The following is a 19,654-nucleotide window of genomic DNA, read 5'->3' on the forward strand; positions in this document are numbered from 1 at the left end:
CGTTAGTGTAACCCGCACACGGCGACTTGTCAGGAACCCCGAATGTTTACTGCTGTGCGGCTTGCAGGCGCGTCACGTCCTGCTGATTTTTTTCCAGCGTTTGGTCCACCGTCAGCTTGCCCTGCAGCAGCGCCGCCAGATTCTGCCCGACGGCGTTACCCATCTGATCAAAGCCAGCAATACTGACGTACTGCACACCGGTGTAAGGTACGGTGTTCAATGTCGGTTGATCGACGGTGGCGGATTCAATCGCGCTGCGCACCTGAGCGGCGTAAGGCGCCAGGCGCTGGTAGTTTGGCTGCTGGTAGGTGGAGTTGCGGCTGCCGGGTGGCACCGCTCCCCAGCCGACGGTATCCGCAACCTGCTGAATATACTGCCGCGAGGTCGCCCAGCTGATGAAGTCCACGGCGGCAGCGCGCTGCGGTGAGTTAGCCGGTACCGCAAGCGCCCACGACCACAGCCAGTGCGAGCCGTTGCGCGTAATGCCGCCCGGCGCCGGCGCAAACGCCAGCTTGTCCGCTACCAGCGAAATCTGCGGGTTAATCAGCAGCCCGGCGGCGACGGTACTGTCGATCCACATCGCGCATTTTCCCTGTGCGGTAAGATGCAGGATCTGGCCAAAGCTATTGCTGGCCGTATCCGGCGGACCGTCCTGTTTCACCATCGCCAGATAATCGGTCAATACCTCGCGCCACTCTGGCGAATTCAGCGTCGGCTGCCAGCGATCGTCAAACCACTGCGCACCATAGGCGTTGGCCATGGTGGTGAGCAGGGCCACGTTATCGCCCCAGCCGGGCTGGCCGCGCAGGCACAGGCCATAGATACCGTGCTGAGGATCGGTGAGTTTCGCCGCGAAATTTTTGATGTCGGTCCAGTCGGGATCGTCCGGCATGGTCAGCCCTTTCGCCGCAAACAGATCTTTGCGGTAATAGGTCATGCTGCTTTCCCCGTAAAACGGTAGCGCGTACAGCGTTTGCTGCCAGGACAGTGCTTTGCGCACCGGCGTCAGCAGATCGTCGCTGTCATACTCTGGCGGCAGGTTATTAAGCGGCGCCAGCCAGCCTTTTTTACCCCACAGCGGCGCTTCATAGGTACCCACGGTAATCACATCAAATTTTGCGTCACCGCTGTTCATGGCTGCCAGCACCGCCTGGCGCAGGGCGCCATCATCCATCACGTGCCACTGCAGTTTCACGTCCGGATGCTGCTGTTCGTAACGGCTCGACAGCTGCTGCATGATAGTCATGTCACCATTGGCAATGGTGGCGATATTGAGCGTGGTGGCGGCCTGGCTGAGCAGCGGCAGCGCGGCCAGCAGCGCAATTATGGTACGCTTCATGGCGGCTCCTTATGGCTGCTGCAGGCGGAAGAACGCCATTTTTTCCACCAGCAAACCGGCATGCTGGCTCACCGTCTGGCTGGCCGCGCTGGCCTGCTGCACCAGCGATGCATTCTGCTGGGTGGCACCGTCCATCTGGATTACTGCGGTGTTCACCTGCTCAATGCCGCTGGATTGCTGGCGGCTGGCCACAGCGATCTCACCAACGATATCCACCATGCGCGCCACGCCGTGGTTGATGTCGTTGAGCATCTCGCCAGAGCGCTGCACCAGCGCGCTGCCGGCTTCGACTTTACCCACGCTGGCATCGATCAGCGCCTTGATCTCCTGTGCGGCACCGGCCGAACGCTGCGCCAGCTGTCGCACCTCTGACGCCACTACCGCGAAGCCGCGTCCCTGTTCCCCGGCGCGCGCCGCTTCTACCGCCGCATTCAGTGCCAGCAGGTTGGTCTGGAAGGCGATTTCATCAATCACGCGGTTGATATCCGCGATGCGCTTGCTGGAGGATTCAATCTCCTCCATCGCACTCACCGCGTCGCGCAGTACACCGCTGCCGCGCTCGGCCTGATGGCGCACATCGCTTGCCAGCTCATTGGCCTGCGCGGCGTTGTCCGCGTTGTGTTTCACCGTGGCGGTCATCTGCTCCATACTGGCCGCAGTCTGCTCCAGCGAACTGGCCTGCGCGTGGGTGCGCTCCGACAGGTCGTCGTTGCCATCCGCCATCTGGCGTGCCGCATCGCTCAGTGCATGGGCACTTTCGCCCACCTCGCGCACGATCTCCGCCAGCCGCACATCCATGCGCAGCAGCGCCTGCATCAGTTCACCCATCTCATCGCGCGTTACCGTACCGATACGGTGATTGAGCTCGCCGCCGGCAATGGCATCCGCCAGTTCGCGCGCCTGGGCGATGGAACGGTTAATCGAGCGGATCAGCAGCCAGCCGGAGACCAGCGCCAGACTCAGACCCAACAGCAGGATGGCGATCAGGCTATTGCGTGCCAGCAGGTAGTCGCGGTTGCCCTGCTGCCAGGCCGTCTGCGCATGCTGCCGCATCAGCGCATCCAGCTGGTCAATGTCCTGCTGCAGCAACTGGCTGCCGCTGCGCAGGCGGGTTTCGATGACCACCAGTGCGGCGGACGGGTTACCGCCTTTCAGCAGCTCACCGGCTTCATGCAGCGCACCCTGCCAGCCGTCGAGATGGGTCAGGAAGCGCTGGCTCAGCGGTTTGGTCTGCGCATCAAACGCCAGCTGCTGCCAGGTATGGCGATCGGCGTTGATTTGCTGACCGTACTGCGCAATGCGCGCCAGGCGTTTTTCCACTTCACTGCTGTCGGTCCAGTAGCGCAGCGCATCGAACAGGGTAGCGGATTGCTCCTGCACCATGCGGTACAGGCGTGAGGAGTATTGCAGCGGAAGCAGCTCGTTCTGATAGGCATTTTGCGCGCGCTGATCGGCAGCGCGCAGGCCGATAATTCCCCAGACGGCAGCAATAATCAGTAACAGGCACAGCAGGCTGACAATCGCAGCCAGACGTGCGCGAAGGGTCAATCGCATAACAGCGTTCTCCGAAACCAGGGTGAGTAAGTCGTCAATATTGTTATGGGTGCAGGTGCTTTAGACTTCACATCAGGTTATCGGCGAAGAGTTGAACAGCTTGAGGGCGCCGGAGAAAGAGAAGGGGGATTCCACCGCAGATACCTTGCGTCACGCCGGGAAAACATTATAACGTAGCCGCCATTGATGCGAGTGTAGGGACCGAAGATGAAAAAGTGGATGGTACTGGCCGCGCTGGCGCTGAGCGGCTGTGCGCAAATCAACAGTTATGACGAAGCGGTAAAAACCCCGGCACCGCTGGAACTGCAGGGTAACTGGCAGACGATGGGGCCGCAGAGCAAGCTGATCAGCAGCGAGGCTATGGCCAGCCTGATCGTCAGCGCTGATGGCACTACCCTTGACTGCCGCCAGTGGCAGCGGGTGATTGCCAAACCAGGCAAGCTGACGCGCCTGGATGATGACTGGGTTAACGTTAACCGTCAGGCGCGCGTGATGCCGCTCTCGCTGGAGAACGGTGAGCTGCACTACGATGGCCTGACGCTGCGTAAAGTGGAACGCCCAACCGTCGAGTGCCAGCAGGCGCTGGACGAAGTGGCAAAGCGCCCTGGCGATGCGGTGATTCAGGATATTGAGCCGCAGATTCTCAGGCCGGTCTCGGCAGAGAAATAAGGGACAGAGCTGAAATGCTTTTCTTCCTCTCCCGACTGCGGGAGAGGACATTTCATCAGGCTGGAACGGTTATCGCTTCTGCAATAAATAGCTGTTTTCAAAGCCGGGCAAACTGCCAATCACATCGAAACCATTAAAATAGCCACCCGCGCGTAATAAATCCACGGCAGGACCGACCTGCGGTGAATACTGGTGATCGCGATAATCGTCAAAGACGATAAAGCCGCCTTGCACCAGGGTGGGCGAATATAACAGGAAATCGAGCAATACATGGCGGCCTTCGTGTCCGCCATCAATATGCAGTAATACGGTACGCGGATTAAGGGCCTGCACCCGCTCAATACTTAATTCAGAGTAGCCACGGATGAGATTAACCTGGGGAAACAGCTTTTCGTGATAAAAGCGCAGCTCACTTTCCTGATTTGCCAGCTCCATGGGATCGATGCTGATAATGCGACGTTTATGCTGGCAAATTTCATTCATGAAAGCCGTCGATTTCCCTTTCCACACGCCGATTTCAATGATGTCACCCGCCACATTATTATGCTCGAGTAACCAGCAAAGATAACCCAGGCATTTTACATGGCTATGGAAAGAGAGTTCACGGCGCGCCATGGCCAGCTCTGCCGGTAATTCTGCCTGCGCCTGTGCCAGAGCATCACCGACCTTATCCCAGGTGTCATCGATGAGCTGCTGTATTTCAGGCTCCTGAAAAAAAACTTTTAAATCCGCGATATCGAGCATGTTGTTGCCTTATAAAGAGAGAATGCAGCCGGCAAGGCTGAAAAGGTCTGCGTTAAATGTGCCACAGTTGCCATCATTCAAGGCGGTAATAAGGCTCAGTTTAAGGGGGTAATTAAACGCTTAGCATGGCGGGGCGGTAAGAATCCAGGGAGAACAGCGTCTCCCTGACAGAGAGGATTATAAATCGCTGGGGTAAAGCACCTGACTGGAAAAACGACCATACGCGTTGGTGACTTTCTGTTGCTGCGTGGTTTGCTGGACCAGCGAACGCAGTTCTTCCATGCGGGTCGCCATCAACTGCTTAATCTCAAGCTCATTGTCCATCACCTGCTTCAGCATGGGCCGTAACTGGACACGCAGCGCAGCAGGCAGGGCGGAGGTATCGCGGTCGCGCGCTACGTGCGTAACGCTGCTCACGTAAACTGCCTCATTGGCCACTAAATCATCCCAGTGCCCCTGGCGCGCCTGTTTCAACATCTGATTACTCAGGCTGAGCAAACGCTGATACCCCTGCAGCAGGTCGTTATCTGAAGTCATGGTTACGCTTCCTGAACGGCGTGAGGACCAATTTGTTTCCACGCGTCGGCAATGTTGCTCAGCAAGCGCTCGACTTCCGCAATCGCTGCCGGATCGTTGTGCAGGTTGGCTTCCAGCAGACGGCGGGTCATGTACTCGTAAAGATTATCCAGATTGGCAGAAATCTCTCCACCGGCTTCATGGTTCAGCCCGGCGCGTAAGCCATTAGTAATGATATTAATGGCTTTCGACAGCGCCTGGCCTTTACCGGGAATGTCGCCCTGATCCATCAGAATGGTGGCTTTCTTCATGGCGCTGAGCGCGCCATCAAACAGTAAAACCACCAGCTGATGTGGGCTGGCGCTTAACACGGCACTTTCCAGACCGACCTGTGCGTAGGCCTGCGTTCCCGATTTAGCGTACATATTTAACTCCTGTTAACTGCTCATGTTCGCGAACTGCTGCGTCAGATAGTTCTGAGTCTGGGTCATGGATGAGACCAGCGTATTGAGGTTCGTGAACTGGGTCTTGTAGCGCGCCATAGTGGCGGTAATCTGTGCGTTTACCCGATCGTAATCGTCAGACAGTTTTTTCAGCGTTTTATTGATGCCGTCAGTGGCATTCTGTACAGAGCCATTGCTGCCTAAAATCTGATCCAGATAGTTACTGGTTTGCGTCGCAAAGCCGGTGGTTTTGCCGTCACCGGACAGGAAACTGACCACATCCGCCGATTTTTCATCCAGCGCTTTGTTCAGTTTGGTGCTGTCGACGGTCAGCTTGCCATTTACATCCTGGGTAATGCCAATCTGTGACAGCAGGGAAATGCTGCCGCCGCTCTGGGCACTGGTGGACAGCTTGGAGCGCAGGCTGGTCTGAATGTTACGCAGCGTGCCATCACCTAACAGATCGCCATTGCTGGAGTCCTGCGAGGTACTGCCCTGATCCACGGCGGTATATTTGGTCTGGTTACTGATGGTGGTCTGCAGCGAGTTGTACGCGTCAACGTAAGCCTGCACTGCGGCGATCATCGGCGCATTATCCTTGGTGACGGATAAGGTTTCCGGGCTGCCGGTATTGGTTTTGGTCAGATTCAGCGTGACGCCTTCCGGCGCATCAGTAATGGTGTTGCTGCTGCGGGTGATGGCGACGCCGTTGATGCTCAGTTTGGCGTCGGCAGCGGTTACCTGCTCCGTCATGCCATTGCTGCTGCCACCTTTGGTAAAACCAATATACTGCGCCAGGGCGCTGTCATCGGTAGAAACTGTCATCTCATTGGTGGTGCCGGTATCACGCGAGGTCAGGGCCAGATAATAGGTATTGTCATCGGATTTGATGATACTGGCGGTAACGCTGCCCTGCTGTTTATTAATGGCATCTTTAATGTCCGTCAGGCTGGTTTGATCTTTGCTCAGCGTGATGGTCATTGGGTCTTTCTGACCCGGTTGCGTAATGGTGATGGTGCGCGAGGCGAGGCTGGAATCGCCTAAATCGCCATCTTTACTGGTCGCGCTTTTCGACAGCAGCGACTGCGCTTTAGCCAGTTGGGTGACTTCAACCGAAAAGTTACCGGCCGCCGCATCATTGGCCAGCGTGGCGGTGAACGCGGTATTGGTGCTACTGACTTTTGTTGAGGCAATTGCAGACGTGTCTTTGAGCGCAGCGGCAGCTGTCTGGACTTTCGCCAGTGCCGTTTGCACGACGCCCCATGCTGTCAGCTTGGCTTTATAAGAGGTTTGCTGATTTGTAATTGGCGTCAGGTTGGCTTTTTCTGCCGTTTCAAGCTGGTCATACAGATCGCTCAAACCCAGGCTATTACCAGCATTGAGGTTACTTACACTTGCCATGTTGTAATCCTTTATAGGTGGATAATCACTGAGGAGGGTATCGGCAGTGAGCGGAAAAATATTAGACAAAATATAAAAAAACAATGAGGCAAATAAAGAAGGGATAAGGGCCTGTTTTCGGGGTTTAAAAAAATAGCTAAGGTTTTCTCAGGTACCGACGATAACCAAAGCAAGCTGAATGGCCCCGGGCCAAAAGCCCGATAGAATCTCAACTCATTGACTCAAGGAATTTATCATGGCCGTTATCAATACCAACACATTGTCGCTGACCACGCAAAACAACCTGTCCAAGTCTCAGGCTTCTCTGGGTACCGCTATTGAGCGTCTCTCTTCTGGTCTGCGTATTAACAGCGCCAAAGATGATGCTGCAGGTCAGGCGATTGCTAACCGCTTCACCTCCAACATCAACGGCCTGACCGTTGCTGCCCGTAACGCCAACGACGGTATCTCACTGGCTCAGACCGCTGAAGGCGCGCTGTCCGAGATCAACAACAACCTGCAGCGTGTGCGTGACCTGACCGTGCAGGCGCAGAACAGCTCGAACTCGGCCTCAGACATCGACTCCATCCAGGCTGAAGTTAACCAGCGTATGGAAGAGATCAACCGCGTAACGTCGCAGACCGACTTCAACGGCATCAAAGTGCTGAACACCGGTTCCGGCTCAACCGACTACAGCTTCCAGGTGGGTTCAAAAGACGGCGAAACCATCGCTATCACCATCAGCGCCAGCGATGGTTACAACCTGGCGAAAGCCGGCACCAGCGGTACGGATCTGAACACCCGTGCAATGGCTTCCGGCGATACCGTTAACGGTACCACGCGTTCAACTGAAGCTGTTGGCTTTGACGTACTCAAAGGTAAAGTGACCGGTGGTGCATCTGGTGCAGCTTCTGGTACCACGCCACTGGCAGACATCGATGCGGCCATCAAATCTGTTGACTCACAGCGCAGCCTGCTGGGTGCCTCACAGAACCGCTTTGAGTCCACCATCACCAACCTGAACAACACCGTGAACAACCTGTCAGCTGCGCGCAGCCGTATTCAGGATTCTGACTACGCGACAGAAGTGTCGAACATGTCGCGCGCGCAGATCCTGCAGCAGGCAGGTTCTTCTGTGCTGGCACAGGCCAACCAGGTGCCACAGACTATGCTGTCTCTGCTGCGTTAATTCTCTCGCGCACAGACCGGGCCCCGCATGGGGCCCTTTTTTATTTCTGCTGCTGAGATTTTCTTCGATCGTTACTTACCGCTTAATTTTAATGAAATCATCATTAAAGCTTACGCAGCGGCTGCCGATAAATTTTGGCGACGGCGAGAACGCCACGGGTTTTCGACCTGAATTCATCATCAGTTAAGGAATAAACATCATGGCAGTCATTAACACTAACACCTTGTCGCTGACCACGCAGAATAACCTGTCCAAGTCACAGGCTTCTCTGGGTACCGCTATTGAGCGTCTCTCTTCTGGTCTGCGTATTAACAGCGCCAAAGATGATGCTGCAGGTCAGGCGATTGCTAACCGCTTCACCTCTAACATCAACGGCCTGACCGTTGCTGCCCGTAACGCCAACGACGGTATCTCACTGGCTCAGACCGCTGAAGGCGCGCTGTCCGAGATCAACAACAACCTGCAGCGTGTGCGTGACCTGACCGTACAGGCGCAGAACAGCTCGAACTCGGCCTCAGACATCGACTCCATCCAGGCTGAAGTTAACCAGCGTATGGAAGAGATCAACCGCGTAACGTCGCAGACCGACTTCAACGGCATCAAAGTGCTGAACACCGGTTCCGGCTCTACCGACTACAGCTTCCAGGTGGGTGCGAAAGATGGCGAAACCATCGCCATCACCCTGAGCTCAAGCGACAAATTCAACCTGGCGAAAGCCGGCACCAGCGGTACGGATCTGAACACCCGTGCGATGGCTTCCGGCGATACCGTTAACGGTACCGCGCGCTCTACTGAAGCCGTTGGTTTTGACGTGCTGAAAGGCGCAGTCACCGGCGGCGCGTCTGGTGCAGCTACCGGTAGCACGCCTCTGGCAGACATCGACTCCGCTATCAAAGCCGTCGATTCACAGCGCAGCCTGCTGGGTGCCTCACAGAACCGCTTTGAGTCAACCATCACCAACCTGAACAACACCGTGAACAACCTGTCAGCTGCACGCAGCCGTATTCAGGATTCTGACTACGCGACCGAAGTGTCGAACATGTCGCGCGCGCAGATCCTGCAGCAGGCAGGTTCTTCTGTGCTGGCGCAGGCCAACCAGGTGCCACAGACCATGCTGTCTCTGCTGCGTTAATCGCAAACGCGCAGACTTCAACGGAGCCAGCTGGCTCCGTTTTTTTATTTCCGGAAGAGGGTAGCCACAGCCTCGTTGCTAATTTTCTGATTATTAACATCTATTTTTTGTCTGCAAAGACGACAAAATCAATATTAAAAAGAGTGAAGTTTTTGCGCAGCCTGTCGATAACTTTAATACGGTGTTGAACCGCAGGCCTGAAGGGCTGAATTATCTCTCTTAATAAAGGAAACTTGCTATGGCAGTGATTAATACCAACACATTGTCGCTGACGACTCAGAACAACCTGTCAAAGTCTCAGGCTTCTCTGGGTACCGCTATTGAGCGTCTCTCTTCTGGTCTGCGTATTAACAGCGCAAAAGATGACGCTGCAGGTCAGGCGATTGCTAACCGCTTCACCTCTAACATCAACGGTCTGACCGTTGCTGCCCGTAACGCCAACGACGGTATCTCACTGGCTCAGACCGCTGAAGGTGCGCTGTCCGAGATCAACAACAACCTGCAGCGTGTGCGTGACCTGACCGTGCAGGCGCAGAACAGCTCGAACTCGGCCTCAGACATCGACTCCATCCAGGCTGAAGTTAACCAGCGTATGGAAGAGATCAACCGCGTAACGTCGCAGACCGACTTCAACGGCATCAAAGTGCTGAACACCGGTTCCGGCTCTACCGACTACAGCTTCCAGGTGGGTTCAAAAGATGGCGAAACCATCGCCATCACCATCAGCTCCAGCGATGGTTATAACCTGGCGAAAGCCGGCACCAGCGGCACCGCGCTGAACACCCGAGCGATGACCTCAGGCGATACCGTTAACGGTACCGCGCGCTCTACTGAAGCCGTTGGTTTTGACGTGCTGAAAGGCGCAGTCACCGGCGGCGCGTCTGGCGCAGCGTCCGGCACCACGCCACTGGCAGACATTGATGCGGCCATCAAATCTGTTGACTCACAGCGCAGCCTGCTGGGTGCCTCACAGAACCGCTTTGAGTCAACCATCACCAACCTGAACAACACCGTGAACAACCTGTCAGCTGCGCGCAGCCGTATTCAGGATTCTGACTACGCGACAGAAGTGTCGAACATGTCGCGCGCGCAGATCCTGCAGCAGGCAGGTTCTTCGGTGCTGGCGCAGGCCAACCAGGTGCCACAGACCATGCTATCTCTGCTGCGTTAATTCTTTCTTACGCAGATCAGGCCCCCAACTGGGGGCCTTTTTTATGGGCGGGATTAACCGCTTTTTTACTGGATAATGGCGCGATTGTTTCCAGGCGCGCCGCGTATTCTGAGCTGAAAGAGACGTCACACAGACGTGAGTTATCGCCGAGGCTGAGGATACAACCGACAATGAACGCGAACGCACTGGTAAGCATAATCATTCCTGCTTATAAAGCCACCTGGTTTGAACTGGCGCTGAAAAGTGCATTAGCACAGGATTACCCTCATTGTGAAATCATCATTGGCGATGATTGCCCTGATGCAAAAATCGAGGATATTGTTAGTGCGTATCAGGTAAACAGTAAATTTCCCATCTATTACCAGCATCATCATCCCGCATTAGGCGAAATCGCCAACCTCAGTCAGGCAATACGTTGCGCCAAAGGCGAATACGTAAAATTCCTTTATGATGATGATGTACTTCTGCCGCAGGCCGTGTCGCAATTAGTCGCGGCGCTGTCGCAGGTGCCGCAAGCGGTGATGGCGACAGCCAGACGTAATCGCATTGATTCCGTCGGTAAAGCGATGGCAGACGAGATTTACAGCGTATCGCCGGTATTAGAAGACACGATTTTTCATGGTCAGGATATGGCCCGCTGGCAGGCTGATTTCCTGAACAACTTTATCGGTGAACCCAGTGCCGTTTTAGTGCGCAGCGCGGCGCTGCGCAAGCTGGTGGACGAACCGCGCGAGCTGCATGCGTTGATCGATGAAGGGCTACCGTTCATTGCCGATCTGGTGATTTACCTGCGCTTGCTACGTCATGGTCATCTGGTCTATTTACCGCAGGTGCTGGCGCAGATTCGTATCTCGCGTGAGCAAACCAGTCAGGAAGCGCGCCTCGATGGCAATATAGCCAGTCAGTCTCACCAGCGCTTTCCGGAAGAGATCAAAAAACTGGGCTGGTATGATGAGCAGCTGCCGCAGGGCTGGATCCGTCACGCCACGCTGCGCAGCCAGCAGGACTTCCAGCCGTTTGACCTGACAACGGCGCTGCAGAATGCGCGGGTAGAGAGCCATTTTGCCGAGTGGTTCCGTCAACGCACACTGCGGCCCATCGAACAACAGCTGATTGCACAGCATCTTGCCAGTCAGCCGGTCGCACGTATTGCCGTGGTGATTGATGTTCGCGACGCGACTGAGACCGAGTGGCTGCTGACACAGGCCAGCCTGGATGTCTCTGTGGCCGGCCTGAGCCTGCAGCCGGTGGTGCTGGCGGCACCGTATCAATCGTTTATTCCGGCCTCTGTGCAGCGTATTGATGTGCGCGACAATCAGGTAGTTGCTGCGCTCAACACGCTGACCGAAGAGGGACATTTCGACTGGCTGATAGTATTACGGGCCGGCAGTCAGCTGTATACCTCAGGTTTGCAGGCGCTGGGAACGGTGCTGCCGGAGGTCGGTCATTGCCAGTTGATTTATGCCGATGAGGTGTATCCGGTCAATGGCCGTCCGGTTGGCGCATCCTTCCGCCCTGACTTTAATCTTGACCTGCTGCTCAGTAACCCATCGAGAATGGCCTGCCACTGGCTGTTCCGCCGCGAATTTTTGCAACAGACTGGCGGGTTTGCCACGCACTGGCCGGGCTGTTTTGAACTGGACGTGATTCTGCGCACCATCGAAAGCCAGCCTTTTAATGTGATTGGGCATCTGGCTGAGCCGTTAGTGCAGACCGCCTCATTACGACAGCCGGTGGATGAAGAGCGCGCCCTCATCCGCACCCACCTGCAGCACCGCGGCTACGCACAGGCCGATGTCAGCCTGAGCCCACATAATGTTTATCAGCTGCATTATGGTCACCCGCAGTCGGCCCCGGTTTCCATCATCGTTCTGGTGAGTAATCACCTCCCGAACCTGGTAAGTTGCGTCACCTCACTGATGGAAAAAACCGCCTCACAGAATTATGAATTGCTCCTGGTTTCTGCTCAGGGCGGAAGTGCCGCCCAGGACGAATGGCTGCGCGGTATCGCTGAGATCGACCCGGCACGCATTCGCACATTGCAGATTGAGGGCGGTTTTCATCGCGCCAGAATGGTCAATGCCGCCGCCGCTGTGGCCAGAGGCGATTACCTGCTGCTGCTGAGTAGCGATTTGGCCATGCTTGATAACAGCTGGCTGGAAAATCTGCTTAACCATGCCCAACGTCCGGAAGTCGCTATTGTTGGCGCCCGGCAAATCTACGCAAATGGCCAGGTACGCCACGCCGGTTATGTGCTGGGGATTAACGGCCTGGTAGGTGAGCCGTTCTATGGTGAGAGCCATGAAACCGCGGGACACATGGCGCGTTTGCAAGCCGACCAGAACTACAGCGCGGTGTCAGGCGATCTGATGATGGTGCGTACCGAGGTGTTTCGCGCCGTTGAGGGGCTGGATGAGACGCTGCAGCATTTCGACGATGTCGACTTCTGTCTGCGCGTGCGCGAAGCCGGGTTGATGACGGTCTGGACACCGTACGTGCGTATGCTGCGGCAGGTTAATCCTGAACTGACGATCGACACGCAGAGTCGAAGCCAGGAGGAAGATCGTCAGCTGCAGAAATGGCAGGCCATCGTGACCCAGGATCCGGCGTATAACCCCAACCTGACGCTCAATAACATCAACTTTAGCGTGTCCTCCGACAGCGAACTGACATGGCGTCCGCTTTCGTGGCGGCCATTGCCGGTGGTTATGCCTTTCATGGCTGATTTTGCCGGTTGTGGTTACTATCGCATCATCAAGCCCTATGAGGCGATGCGCGATGCCGGCCTGGTGGATGGCAAACTATCCTCCACGCTGATAAATGTTGCCGAGCTCAATCGCTTCGCGCCCGATAGCCTGATTTTCCAGCGTCGGATTGACGCCGAGTTCCATGAATGGCTGGAGAAAGTCAGTAAGCATACGCAGGCGTTCAAAATTTATGAGCTCGACGACTACCTGCCCAATATTCCGCTCAAAAATCATCATCGCTCACAGTTTGGCAACGATGTTAAAAAATTGATGCGGCGCAGCCTGAGTTATATGGATCGCTTTGTCGTATCCACCGAACCCCTAGCCGAAGCGTTCGCGGATATGCACCACGATATTGTGGTGCGTAAAAACCGTCTTTCGCATGACTGGTGGGGCAAGCTGCAGTCGCTGCGCAATCAGGGAAAAAAACCACGCGTTGGCTGGGCCGGGGGCTCCAGTCATACCGGCGATCTGGAAATGATTGTCGATGTAGTGCGCCATTTTGCTAATGACGTTGAATGGGTGTTTTTTGGCATGTGCCCGCCAAAGCTGCGGCCTTTTATTCATGAATATCACCACGGCGTAGAAATTGAGCGTTATCCGGCCAAACTGGCTTCGCTTAATCTCGACCTGGCGTTAGCGCCTGTCGAAGATAACTTTTTCAACACCTGTAAAAGTAATCTGCGCCTGATGGAATATGGTGCCTGCGGCATTCCGGTGATTTGCAGTGATGTGGCGTGTTATCGCGGTGATTTAACCGTCACGCGCGTGAAGAACCGCCACAAAGACTGGGTGGACGCCATCAATATGCATCTGCTGGACCCCGCAGCGAGTGCCCAAATGGGCGCCAGGCTGCAGCAGGAAATTCGCCAGGACTGGATGCTGGAAGGCGAGAACCTGCAAAGCTGGTCACAAGCCTGGACGCTGAAGCGTTAATTTTTGACCTGCTGCACCGCAGCGGGTCAATGCAGTTTCAATCTATCTGGATAACACCACACTCTGCGGTCATTCACCGCCTCATCACTGGCTGAGGCGAATACCTGTTCTGCAGGGAATGACCCGGCTGATAACCTTCAAGAGTGGGTTGGTGTGAAAAGGCACTCTGCTGAGGTGAACGATTATGAATAATAAACCTGTGTATGTAACCAGCCCGCTTATGCCACCGCTGGAAGAGTTCATGCCTTACCTTGAACAGATCTGGCAGAATAAAGTCCTGACCAACGGCGGGCCCTTCCATCAGCAACTTGAACAGGAGCTGGCACGCTATTTAGGTGTTGAGCATCTCTGCTTATTTACCAATGGCACGCTGGCGTTGCTGACGGCACTGCAGGCGTTGCGTATTACCGGTGAAGTCATCACCACACCTTATTCTTTTGTCGCCACCTCGCATTCTCTGTTGTGGAATGGGTTAACCCCGGTGTTTGTCGATATCGACCCGATAAGCTGTAATATCGATGCCTCCAAAATAGAGCAGGCCATTACACCGCAAACCACAGCCATTATGCCGGTGCACTGCTACGGCAATCCGTGCGACGTGGAGAATATTCAGCGCATCGCTGACCTGTACGGGCTGAAAGTCATTTACGATGCGGCTCACGCCTTTGGCGTCCGTAAAAACGGCAACAGCATATTGAATTATGGTGACTTGTCGATTTTAAGTTTTCACGCAACGAAGGTTTTCAATACCATTGAAGGTGGCGCAATTATTTGCCCGGATGCTAAAACCAAAAAGCGCATCGATTACCTGAAGAATTTTGGCTTTGCAGATGAAACCACCATTGTGGCGACCGGCATTAACGGCAAGATGAACGAGGTGCAATCGGCCTTTGGCCTGCTGCAGTTAAAGCACATCGACCAGGCATTAGCGGAGCGGGCGCGTATTCAGGCGCACTACTATGATTTGCTCGCGGAAATCGATGGCATTACGCTGCCGCATATTCCGGCTGATGTTGAATGGAACTACTCTTATCTGCCGGTGATGGTAACCGAAGATTTTCCGCTGAGTCGTGATGAGCTTTATGCCCATCTGCGTGAGCACAACATTATTGCCCGCCGTTATTTCTATCCGCTGATCACCAGTTTCCCAATGTATCGTGGATTACCTAGCGCTGATGAAGCGGCCTTACCGATTGCACAACAAATGTCTCAGCGCGTGTTATGTTTGCCGGTCTATCCTGGCTTAGCATTGGCCGAAGTTGACAATATTGTGCAAATCATTCACCGCCTGGCTGAGCAAAAGCTAACAAGCCGCGCGTTACCTCTGGTGGGATAATAACAAGGCGTCTGAGACGCCTTGTTTTATATTTATTGCAGGGCGGTGATGTCAGGAACGGGCTGAACGATGGCTGAATCACCGGCTAAGCAGGCGGATTGCACGCGGTTTTGCCAGTCCGATGCTTCAACCCCCAGCGCCGCTATCCGCACGGTATTCAGTACGCTATTTACCGGCCTTGCCGCTGCCATCGGATATTGCGCACTGCCAATCCCTTTCACCAGCACATCCCGCTGCGCGGCCACAAAAATCGCCTGGGCGAATTCGCACCAGCTGACCGCCACATCGCCACAGTAGTGATAAACGCCGGCGGCTTCCGCGCGGGATGCCAGGGTGATAATCGCCTGTGCCAGATCGCCGGCATAGGTCGGGCAGCCGAACTGATCGTTCACCACGCTGATTTCGCTGCGGGTTTCTGCCAGCCGCAGCATGGTTTTGACAAAGTTTGCACCGTACTCACTGAACACCCACGAGGTGCGAATCACTACGGCGTCCGGCAGCACTGAGAATACGCGTTTCTCACCCTCCCATTTGCTCAGGCCGTAGAAATTAATCGGGCAGGGCAGATCGCTTTCGGTATAAGGCGTTTTTTTACTGCCATCAAACACGTAATCGGTGGAGAGATGAATCAAGCGGGCGCCCTGCTGGTGAGCGGCGATGGCGAGATTTTCCGGGCCGATGGCGTTGACCTTCATGGCGCGGATACGGTCGGTTTCAGCCTTATCGACCGCGGTATATGCGGCGGCATTGATGATCACATCGGGACGGAATTTCTTCACCACCCGTTCCACCGCCGGGCGGTCGGTAATATCTAACTCGGCAGAGCCACAGGCTAGCAGCACCCACTCTGCCGGCACCCGATCCAGTAAACAACGGCCAAGCTGGCCATAAGCACCGGTTAACAAAACGCGCATTGCACTAACTCCTGCAGGGAGAGTCCTTGTTGATCTTTTACCGATAGCAGAGGCGTCGCTACCGGCCATTGCACCGCAATTTCAGCGTCATTCCACATCAGGCAGGCTTCATCCTGTGGGTTGTAGTAATCAGTACATTTATATTCGAAGTCAGCGACCTCGGAGAGCACCACAAAACCGTGTGCCAGACCCGGCGGGATCCACAACTGGGTTTTGTTCTCTTCAGACAGCTCCAGCCCGGTCCATTGGCCAAAGGTGGGCGAATCCGCACGGATATCGACGGCAACGTCAAACACCGCGCCGCGTACCACGCGCACCAGCTTGCCTTGCGGCTGGGTTTTCTGAAAATGCATCCCGCGCAGCACGTTACGCGCCGAACGGGAGTAGTTGTCCTGCACAAAATCCAGGTCGATATCCAGCAGTTGCTGATAACGCCGCTTCTCAAAGGTTTCGAGGAAGAAGCCGCGGGCATCGCCAAACACTTTAGGCTGGATAATTTTGACATCAGCAATTTTCGTGGTGATGACCTCCATCTCACTCCTCCACCAGCATCTTCAGATAGTGACCATACTGCGTTTTGCCGAGATAGGCGGCGCGCTGCAGCAGCGATTCGCTGCCGATCCAGCGCTTGCGCCAGGCAATCTCTTCCAGACAGGCAATTTTGAAGCCCTGGCGCTTTTCAATGGTATGAATGAAGTGTGACGCTTCGAGTAAGCTCTCGTGGGTACCGGTGTCGAGCCAGGCAAAGCCACGTCCCAGCACTTCAACGTTAAGCAACCCATCGTCGAGATACATCTGATTGAGGGTGGTAATTTCCAGTTCGCCGCGGTGAGAAGGGCGAACTTCCCGCGCCATGGCGCAGACATTTTTATCGTAAAAATAGAGGCCGGTGACGGCATAGTTCGATTTTGGCTGTAGCGGTTTTTCTTCAATGGACAGCGCGCGGAACTGCTTATCAAATTCCACCACGCCGAAGCGCTCAGGGTCCATCACCTGGTAGCCAAATACCGTAGCACCCTGCGGTCGCGCGACCACATCTTCGAGCTTTTTACCAAAGCTTTGACCAAAGAAAATGTTATCGCCCAGCACTAATGCGCAGCGCTCACCGGCAATAAAAGACTCACCGATGATAAACGCCTGCGCCAGGCCATCGGGCGATGGCTGCACCGCGAACTGCAGATTGACGCCGAAATGGCTGCCGTCGCCCAGCAAACGCTGGAATCCCGCCAGATCTTCAGCGGTAGTAATCACCAGGATGTCACGAATGCCTGCCAGCATCAGCACCGAAAGTGGATAGTAAATCATCGGTTTGTCATAAACCGGTAACAGCTGCTTCGATACGCCGCAGGTTACAGGATGCAGGCGGGAACCTGTCCCGCCCGCCAGCACTATACCTTTCATCATTGCCTTCCTTATTACGCGTCTCTGCTCTCCACAGAGTCATGCTGTGAGCATACGAGCGCGCAGGAATAATTGATGGCGCGAATAACCGATAAAAAAGCGGGCATTGCCGGGGATAAGCGGAAGGAGAGAAAAGCAGCGCGTGGGCTTTCCTGCTGAGCTAAATCAAATTGGGCTGTTGTGCGGCAGACGATTTCCCCTTGCGCATCATAACCTCAAAAAAGTAACCATCCTGTTACAGCCTGGGTGAGAACTGCCGATAACCCTCTTCAGAATCATTCCAATTTTTACGCTCTATTTTTCCTGTTTCTGGGGTGTCTATGCGCTTCAATTATGACTTGTTACCGGGTGAGCAACTGACCTTCGATGAGATCGCGCTGCGCTATGCGCAGCAGCATCCTGATGAGAAGGAACTCACCGCCCGCGGGTTGCTCAGCCCGTCAACCAGCTACCGCAACCTGGTGATCCGCGCGCTGTTTGCGCAGGAGGAGCTGAACAGTCCGCTGGAGGATCTGCTGTTCGTCTCCGACGATAACGAGCGCAAAAACTACCTGCGCCGCTTCGAGCATTACCTTAAAAACCAGCAGGCGTTTCTCTATTTTCGTCGTAACGATGAAGCGCGTAAAAGCGGACGCTGGAAAGTGATCGGCGAAACCCGGGTCTACGCGATGCTCGATCCCCGCTCGGCGGAAGCGCAAAACCTGCTCAACAGCCGCGGTTTCAAGCTGGTGCTGATGCGTCAGACCGAAGAGGATGAGTACTGGCAGCTGTTCGATCCGCAGGCGCATCCGTGTTTCCCACTGTCACGCAAAATACAGTTTTTAGTGGTGCTCAGCACGCCGCAGCAGAAAATGCCCAGCGCGGTAATGCCGGGTACTGAAGTGGGGCGGCGCGTCAAGGCGAAAGTGTTCCAGCGCGCCAGCCAGGCGGAGTTCAGCGCGGCGGTGAAGGCGCGCTATGGTGCCTGCATTATTACCGGCACGCGCTTAACCGAGCGCCACAGCTGGCCGTGGGTGGAAGCCTGCCATATCGACACCCAGGAGAATGAAGAGGGCTTTCTGGCGGATAACAGCGTCGACAATGGCCTGTTCCTGCGCAGCGACCTGCAGCGGCTGTTTATCAACAAAATGATTAGCATTGACGCAGAAACCGGTCAGGTGCTGTTTAATTCCGCGCTGGAATGCGACGAGTCCATTAGCCCTTTTTATCAGGCGCTTGAGGGCAAAACCTGTGCGCTGTGGGACGCCGTCCCGCCTGGCACAAGGCAGCGGCTGCGTAATCTGCGCTGAACCTGCGCACAATGGCGGTGCGATCCACCGCCATCCATAACAAATTTGAAATAACCTCGCTTTTGCCTGCCTATTCTGCCAATCGAAACCGCTACAGAATTGGATAATCATGCCGATAACTTTATTAACGCAGGGTAGTCAACGTGAACGATCTCTATACCGCCGATGGCGTGATGGATAAACATTCGCTCTGGCAGCGCTACGTTCCTCTGGTGCGGCATGAAGCGCTGCGCCTGCAGGTGCGTTTGCCAGCCAGCGTTGAGCTTGACGATCTGCTGCAGGCCGGTGGTATTGGCTTACTGAATGCCGTGGAGCGCTATGACGCGCTGCAGGGCACCGCCTTTACCACCTACGCCGTGCAGCGTATCCGGGGCGCAATGCTGGATGAGCTGCGCAGCCGCGACTGGGCACCACGCAGCGTACGTCGTAATGCGCGCGAGGTGGCCGGCGCCATGCATCAGGTAGAGCAAGCGTTGGGGCGCGCGGCTACCGAGCAGGAAGTGGCTGAGCGGTTGAATGTTTCGCTGGAAGAGTACCGGCAGATTCTGCTGGATACCAATAACAGCCAGCTTTTCTCGTACGACGAGTATCGGGAAGAACACGGCGACAGTGCGGAACTGGTCACGGAGGGGCATGAGGAAGCCAACCCGTTGCATCAGTTAATGGAAGGAAACCTGCGTGAACGCGTGATTGAAGCGATTGAGGCGTTGCCTGAACGCGAAAAATTGGTGCTCACACTGTACTACCAGGAAGAACTGAACCTGAAAGAGATTGGCGCGGTGCTGGAAGTGGGGGAATCCCGCGTCAGCCAGTTGCACAGTCAGGCGATCAAACGCCTGCGGGCCCGTTTGACGGGAGCGCGCTAACAGACTCAGTTCCTGGGGAACCAAAAAT

The 19,654-nt window shown here is 55.3% G+C and carries 17 protein-coding genes; 8 read left to right on the forward strand and 9 right to left on the reverse strand.

Annotated elements, in window-relative coordinates; translation table 11 throughout:
• Positions 1 to 46: 46 nt before the first annotated feature.
• Positions 47 to 1,339, reverse strand: a complete 1,293-nt coding sequence (locus E7738_RS03300) for an ABC transporter substrate-binding protein (RefSeq protein WP_394516094.1) — start codon at positions 1,337 to 1,339, stop codon at positions 47 to 49.
• A gap of 9 nt (positions 1,340 to 1,348) precedes the next feature.
• On the reverse strand, positions 1,349 to 2,893 hold the full coding sequence (locus E7738_RS03305; RefSeq protein WP_058771162.1) for a methyl-accepting chemotaxis protein: 1,545 nt from the start codon (positions 2,891 to 2,893) through the stop codon (positions 1,349 to 1,351).
• 207 nt (positions 2,894 to 3,100) lie between these two features.
• Between E7738_RS03305 and yedD the strand changes: the two genes are divergently transcribed.
• Complete coding sequence (gene yedD, locus E7738_RS03310) at positions 3,101 to 3,562, forward strand: lipoprotein YedD (RefSeq protein WP_159377220.1); 462 nt, start codon at positions 3,101 to 3,103, stop codon at positions 3,560 to 3,562.
• 69 nt (positions 3,563 to 3,631) lie between these two features.
• Here the strand turns inward: yedD and E7738_RS03315 are convergent, their stop codons facing one another.
• From E7738_RS03315 to fliD, 4 genes are all read right to left on the reverse strand, one after another.
• Positions 3,632 to 4,306, reverse strand: coding sequence for a class I SAM-dependent methyltransferase (locus E7738_RS03315; protein ID WP_058757411.1), 675 nt, complete (start codon positions 4,304 to 4,306; stop codon positions 3,632 to 3,634).
• A 177-nt stretch (positions 4,307 to 4,483) separates the two neighbouring features.
• Positions 4,484 to 4,843, reverse strand: a complete 360-nt coding sequence (gene fliT / locus E7738_RS03320) for a flagella biosynthesis regulatory protein FliT (protein ID WP_088516921.1) — start codon at positions 4,841 to 4,843, stop codon at positions 4,484 to 4,486.
• A gap of 2 nt (positions 4,844 to 4,845) precedes the next feature.
• Positions 4,846 to 5,247, reverse strand: a complete 402-nt coding sequence (gene fliS / locus E7738_RS03325) for a flagellar export chaperone FliS (RefSeq protein WP_021509889.1) — start codon at positions 5,245 to 5,247, stop codon at positions 4,846 to 4,848.
• Positions 5,248 to 5,259: 12 nt separating this feature from the next.
• The gene (gene fliD / locus E7738_RS03330; RefSeq protein WP_238561862.1) at positions 5,260 to 6,666 is read right to left on the reverse strand and encodes a flagellar filament capping protein FliD; all 1,407 of its coding nucleotides are present in this window, start codon (positions 6,664 to 6,666) and stop codon (positions 5,260 to 5,262) included.
• 235 nt (positions 6,667 to 6,901) lie between these two features.
• Between fliD and E7738_RS03335 the strand changes: the two genes are divergently transcribed.
• From E7738_RS03335 to E7738_RS03355, 5 genes are all read left to right on the forward strand, one after another.
• Positions 6,902 to 7,834, forward strand: coding sequence for a flagellin N-terminal helical domain-containing protein (locus E7738_RS03335; RefSeq protein WP_058771164.1), 933 nt, complete (start codon positions 6,902 to 6,904; stop codon positions 7,832 to 7,834).
• A gap of 199 nt (positions 7,835 to 8,033) precedes the next feature.
• A complete protein-coding gene (locus E7738_RS03340; protein ID WP_394516095.1) occupies positions 8,034 to 8,966 on the forward strand; it encodes a flagellin N-terminal helical domain-containing protein in 933 nt (310 codons plus the stop codon).
• A 238-nt stretch (positions 8,967 to 9,204) separates the two neighbouring features.
• Positions 9,205 to 10,137, forward strand: coding sequence for a flagellin N-terminal helical domain-containing protein (locus E7738_RS03345; protein ID WP_058757414.1), 933 nt, complete (start codon positions 9,205 to 9,207; stop codon positions 10,135 to 10,137).
• Between the two features lie 170 nt (positions 10,138 to 10,307).
• The gene (locus tag E7738_RS03350; protein ID WP_394516096.1) at positions 10,308 to 13,820 is read left to right on the forward strand and encodes a glycosyltransferase; all 3,513 of its coding nucleotides are present in this window, start codon (positions 10,308 to 10,310) and stop codon (positions 13,818 to 13,820) included.
• Positions 13,821 to 14,004: 184 nt separating this feature from the next.
• On the forward strand, positions 14,005 to 15,156 hold the full coding sequence (locus E7738_RS03355; protein WP_021509895.1) for a DegT/DnrJ/EryC1/StrS family aminotransferase: 1,152 nt from the start codon (positions 14,005 to 14,007) through the stop codon (positions 15,154 to 15,156).
• Positions 15,157 to 15,188: 32 nt separating this feature from the next.
• Here the strand turns inward: E7738_RS03355 and rfbD are convergent, their stop codons facing one another.
• The 3 genes from rfbD to rfbA are packed head-to-tail and all read right to left on the reverse strand — an operon-like array spanning position 15,189 to position 17,471.
• Positions 15,189 to 16,070 (reverse strand): dTDP-4-dehydrorhamnose reductase, encoded by an 882-nt coding sequence (gene rfbD / locus E7738_RS03360; RefSeq protein ID WP_166711594.1) that lies wholly within the window; start codon positions 16,068 to 16,070, stop codon positions 15,189 to 15,191.
• Complete coding sequence (gene rfbC, locus E7738_RS03365) at positions 16,055 to 16,603, reverse strand: dTDP-4-dehydrorhamnose 3,5-epimerase (protein WP_262264743.1); 549 nt, start codon at positions 16,601 to 16,603, stop codon at positions 16,055 to 16,057. Before rfbC ends, rfbD begins: the two co-directional genes overlap by 16 nt.
• Before the next feature lies 1 nt (position 16,604).
• Complete coding sequence (gene rfbA / locus E7738_RS03370) at positions 16,605 to 17,471, reverse strand: glucose-1-phosphate thymidylyltransferase RfbA (RefSeq protein ID WP_125310830.1); 867 nt, start codon at positions 17,469 to 17,471, stop codon at positions 16,605 to 16,607.
• Positions 17,472 to 17,791: 320 nt separating this feature from the next.
• Here rfbA and E7738_RS03375 point away from each other — a divergent pair, with 320 nt between their 5' ends.
• Positions 17,792 to 18,760, forward strand: a complete 969-nt coding sequence (locus E7738_RS03375; protein ID WP_021509899.1) for an HNH endonuclease signature motif containing protein — start codon at positions 17,792 to 17,794, stop codon at positions 18,758 to 18,760.
• A gap of 143 nt (positions 18,761 to 18,903) precedes the next feature.
• A complete protein-coding gene (locus E7738_RS03380) occupies positions 18,904 to 19,626 on the forward strand; it encodes an RNA polymerase sigma factor FliA (protein ID WP_021509900.1) in 723 nt (240 codons plus the stop codon).
• The last annotated feature ends 28 nt before the right edge of the window (positions 19,627 to 19,654 follow it).

It is taken from the genome of Pantoea sp. SGAir0430, from assembly GCF_043549295.1.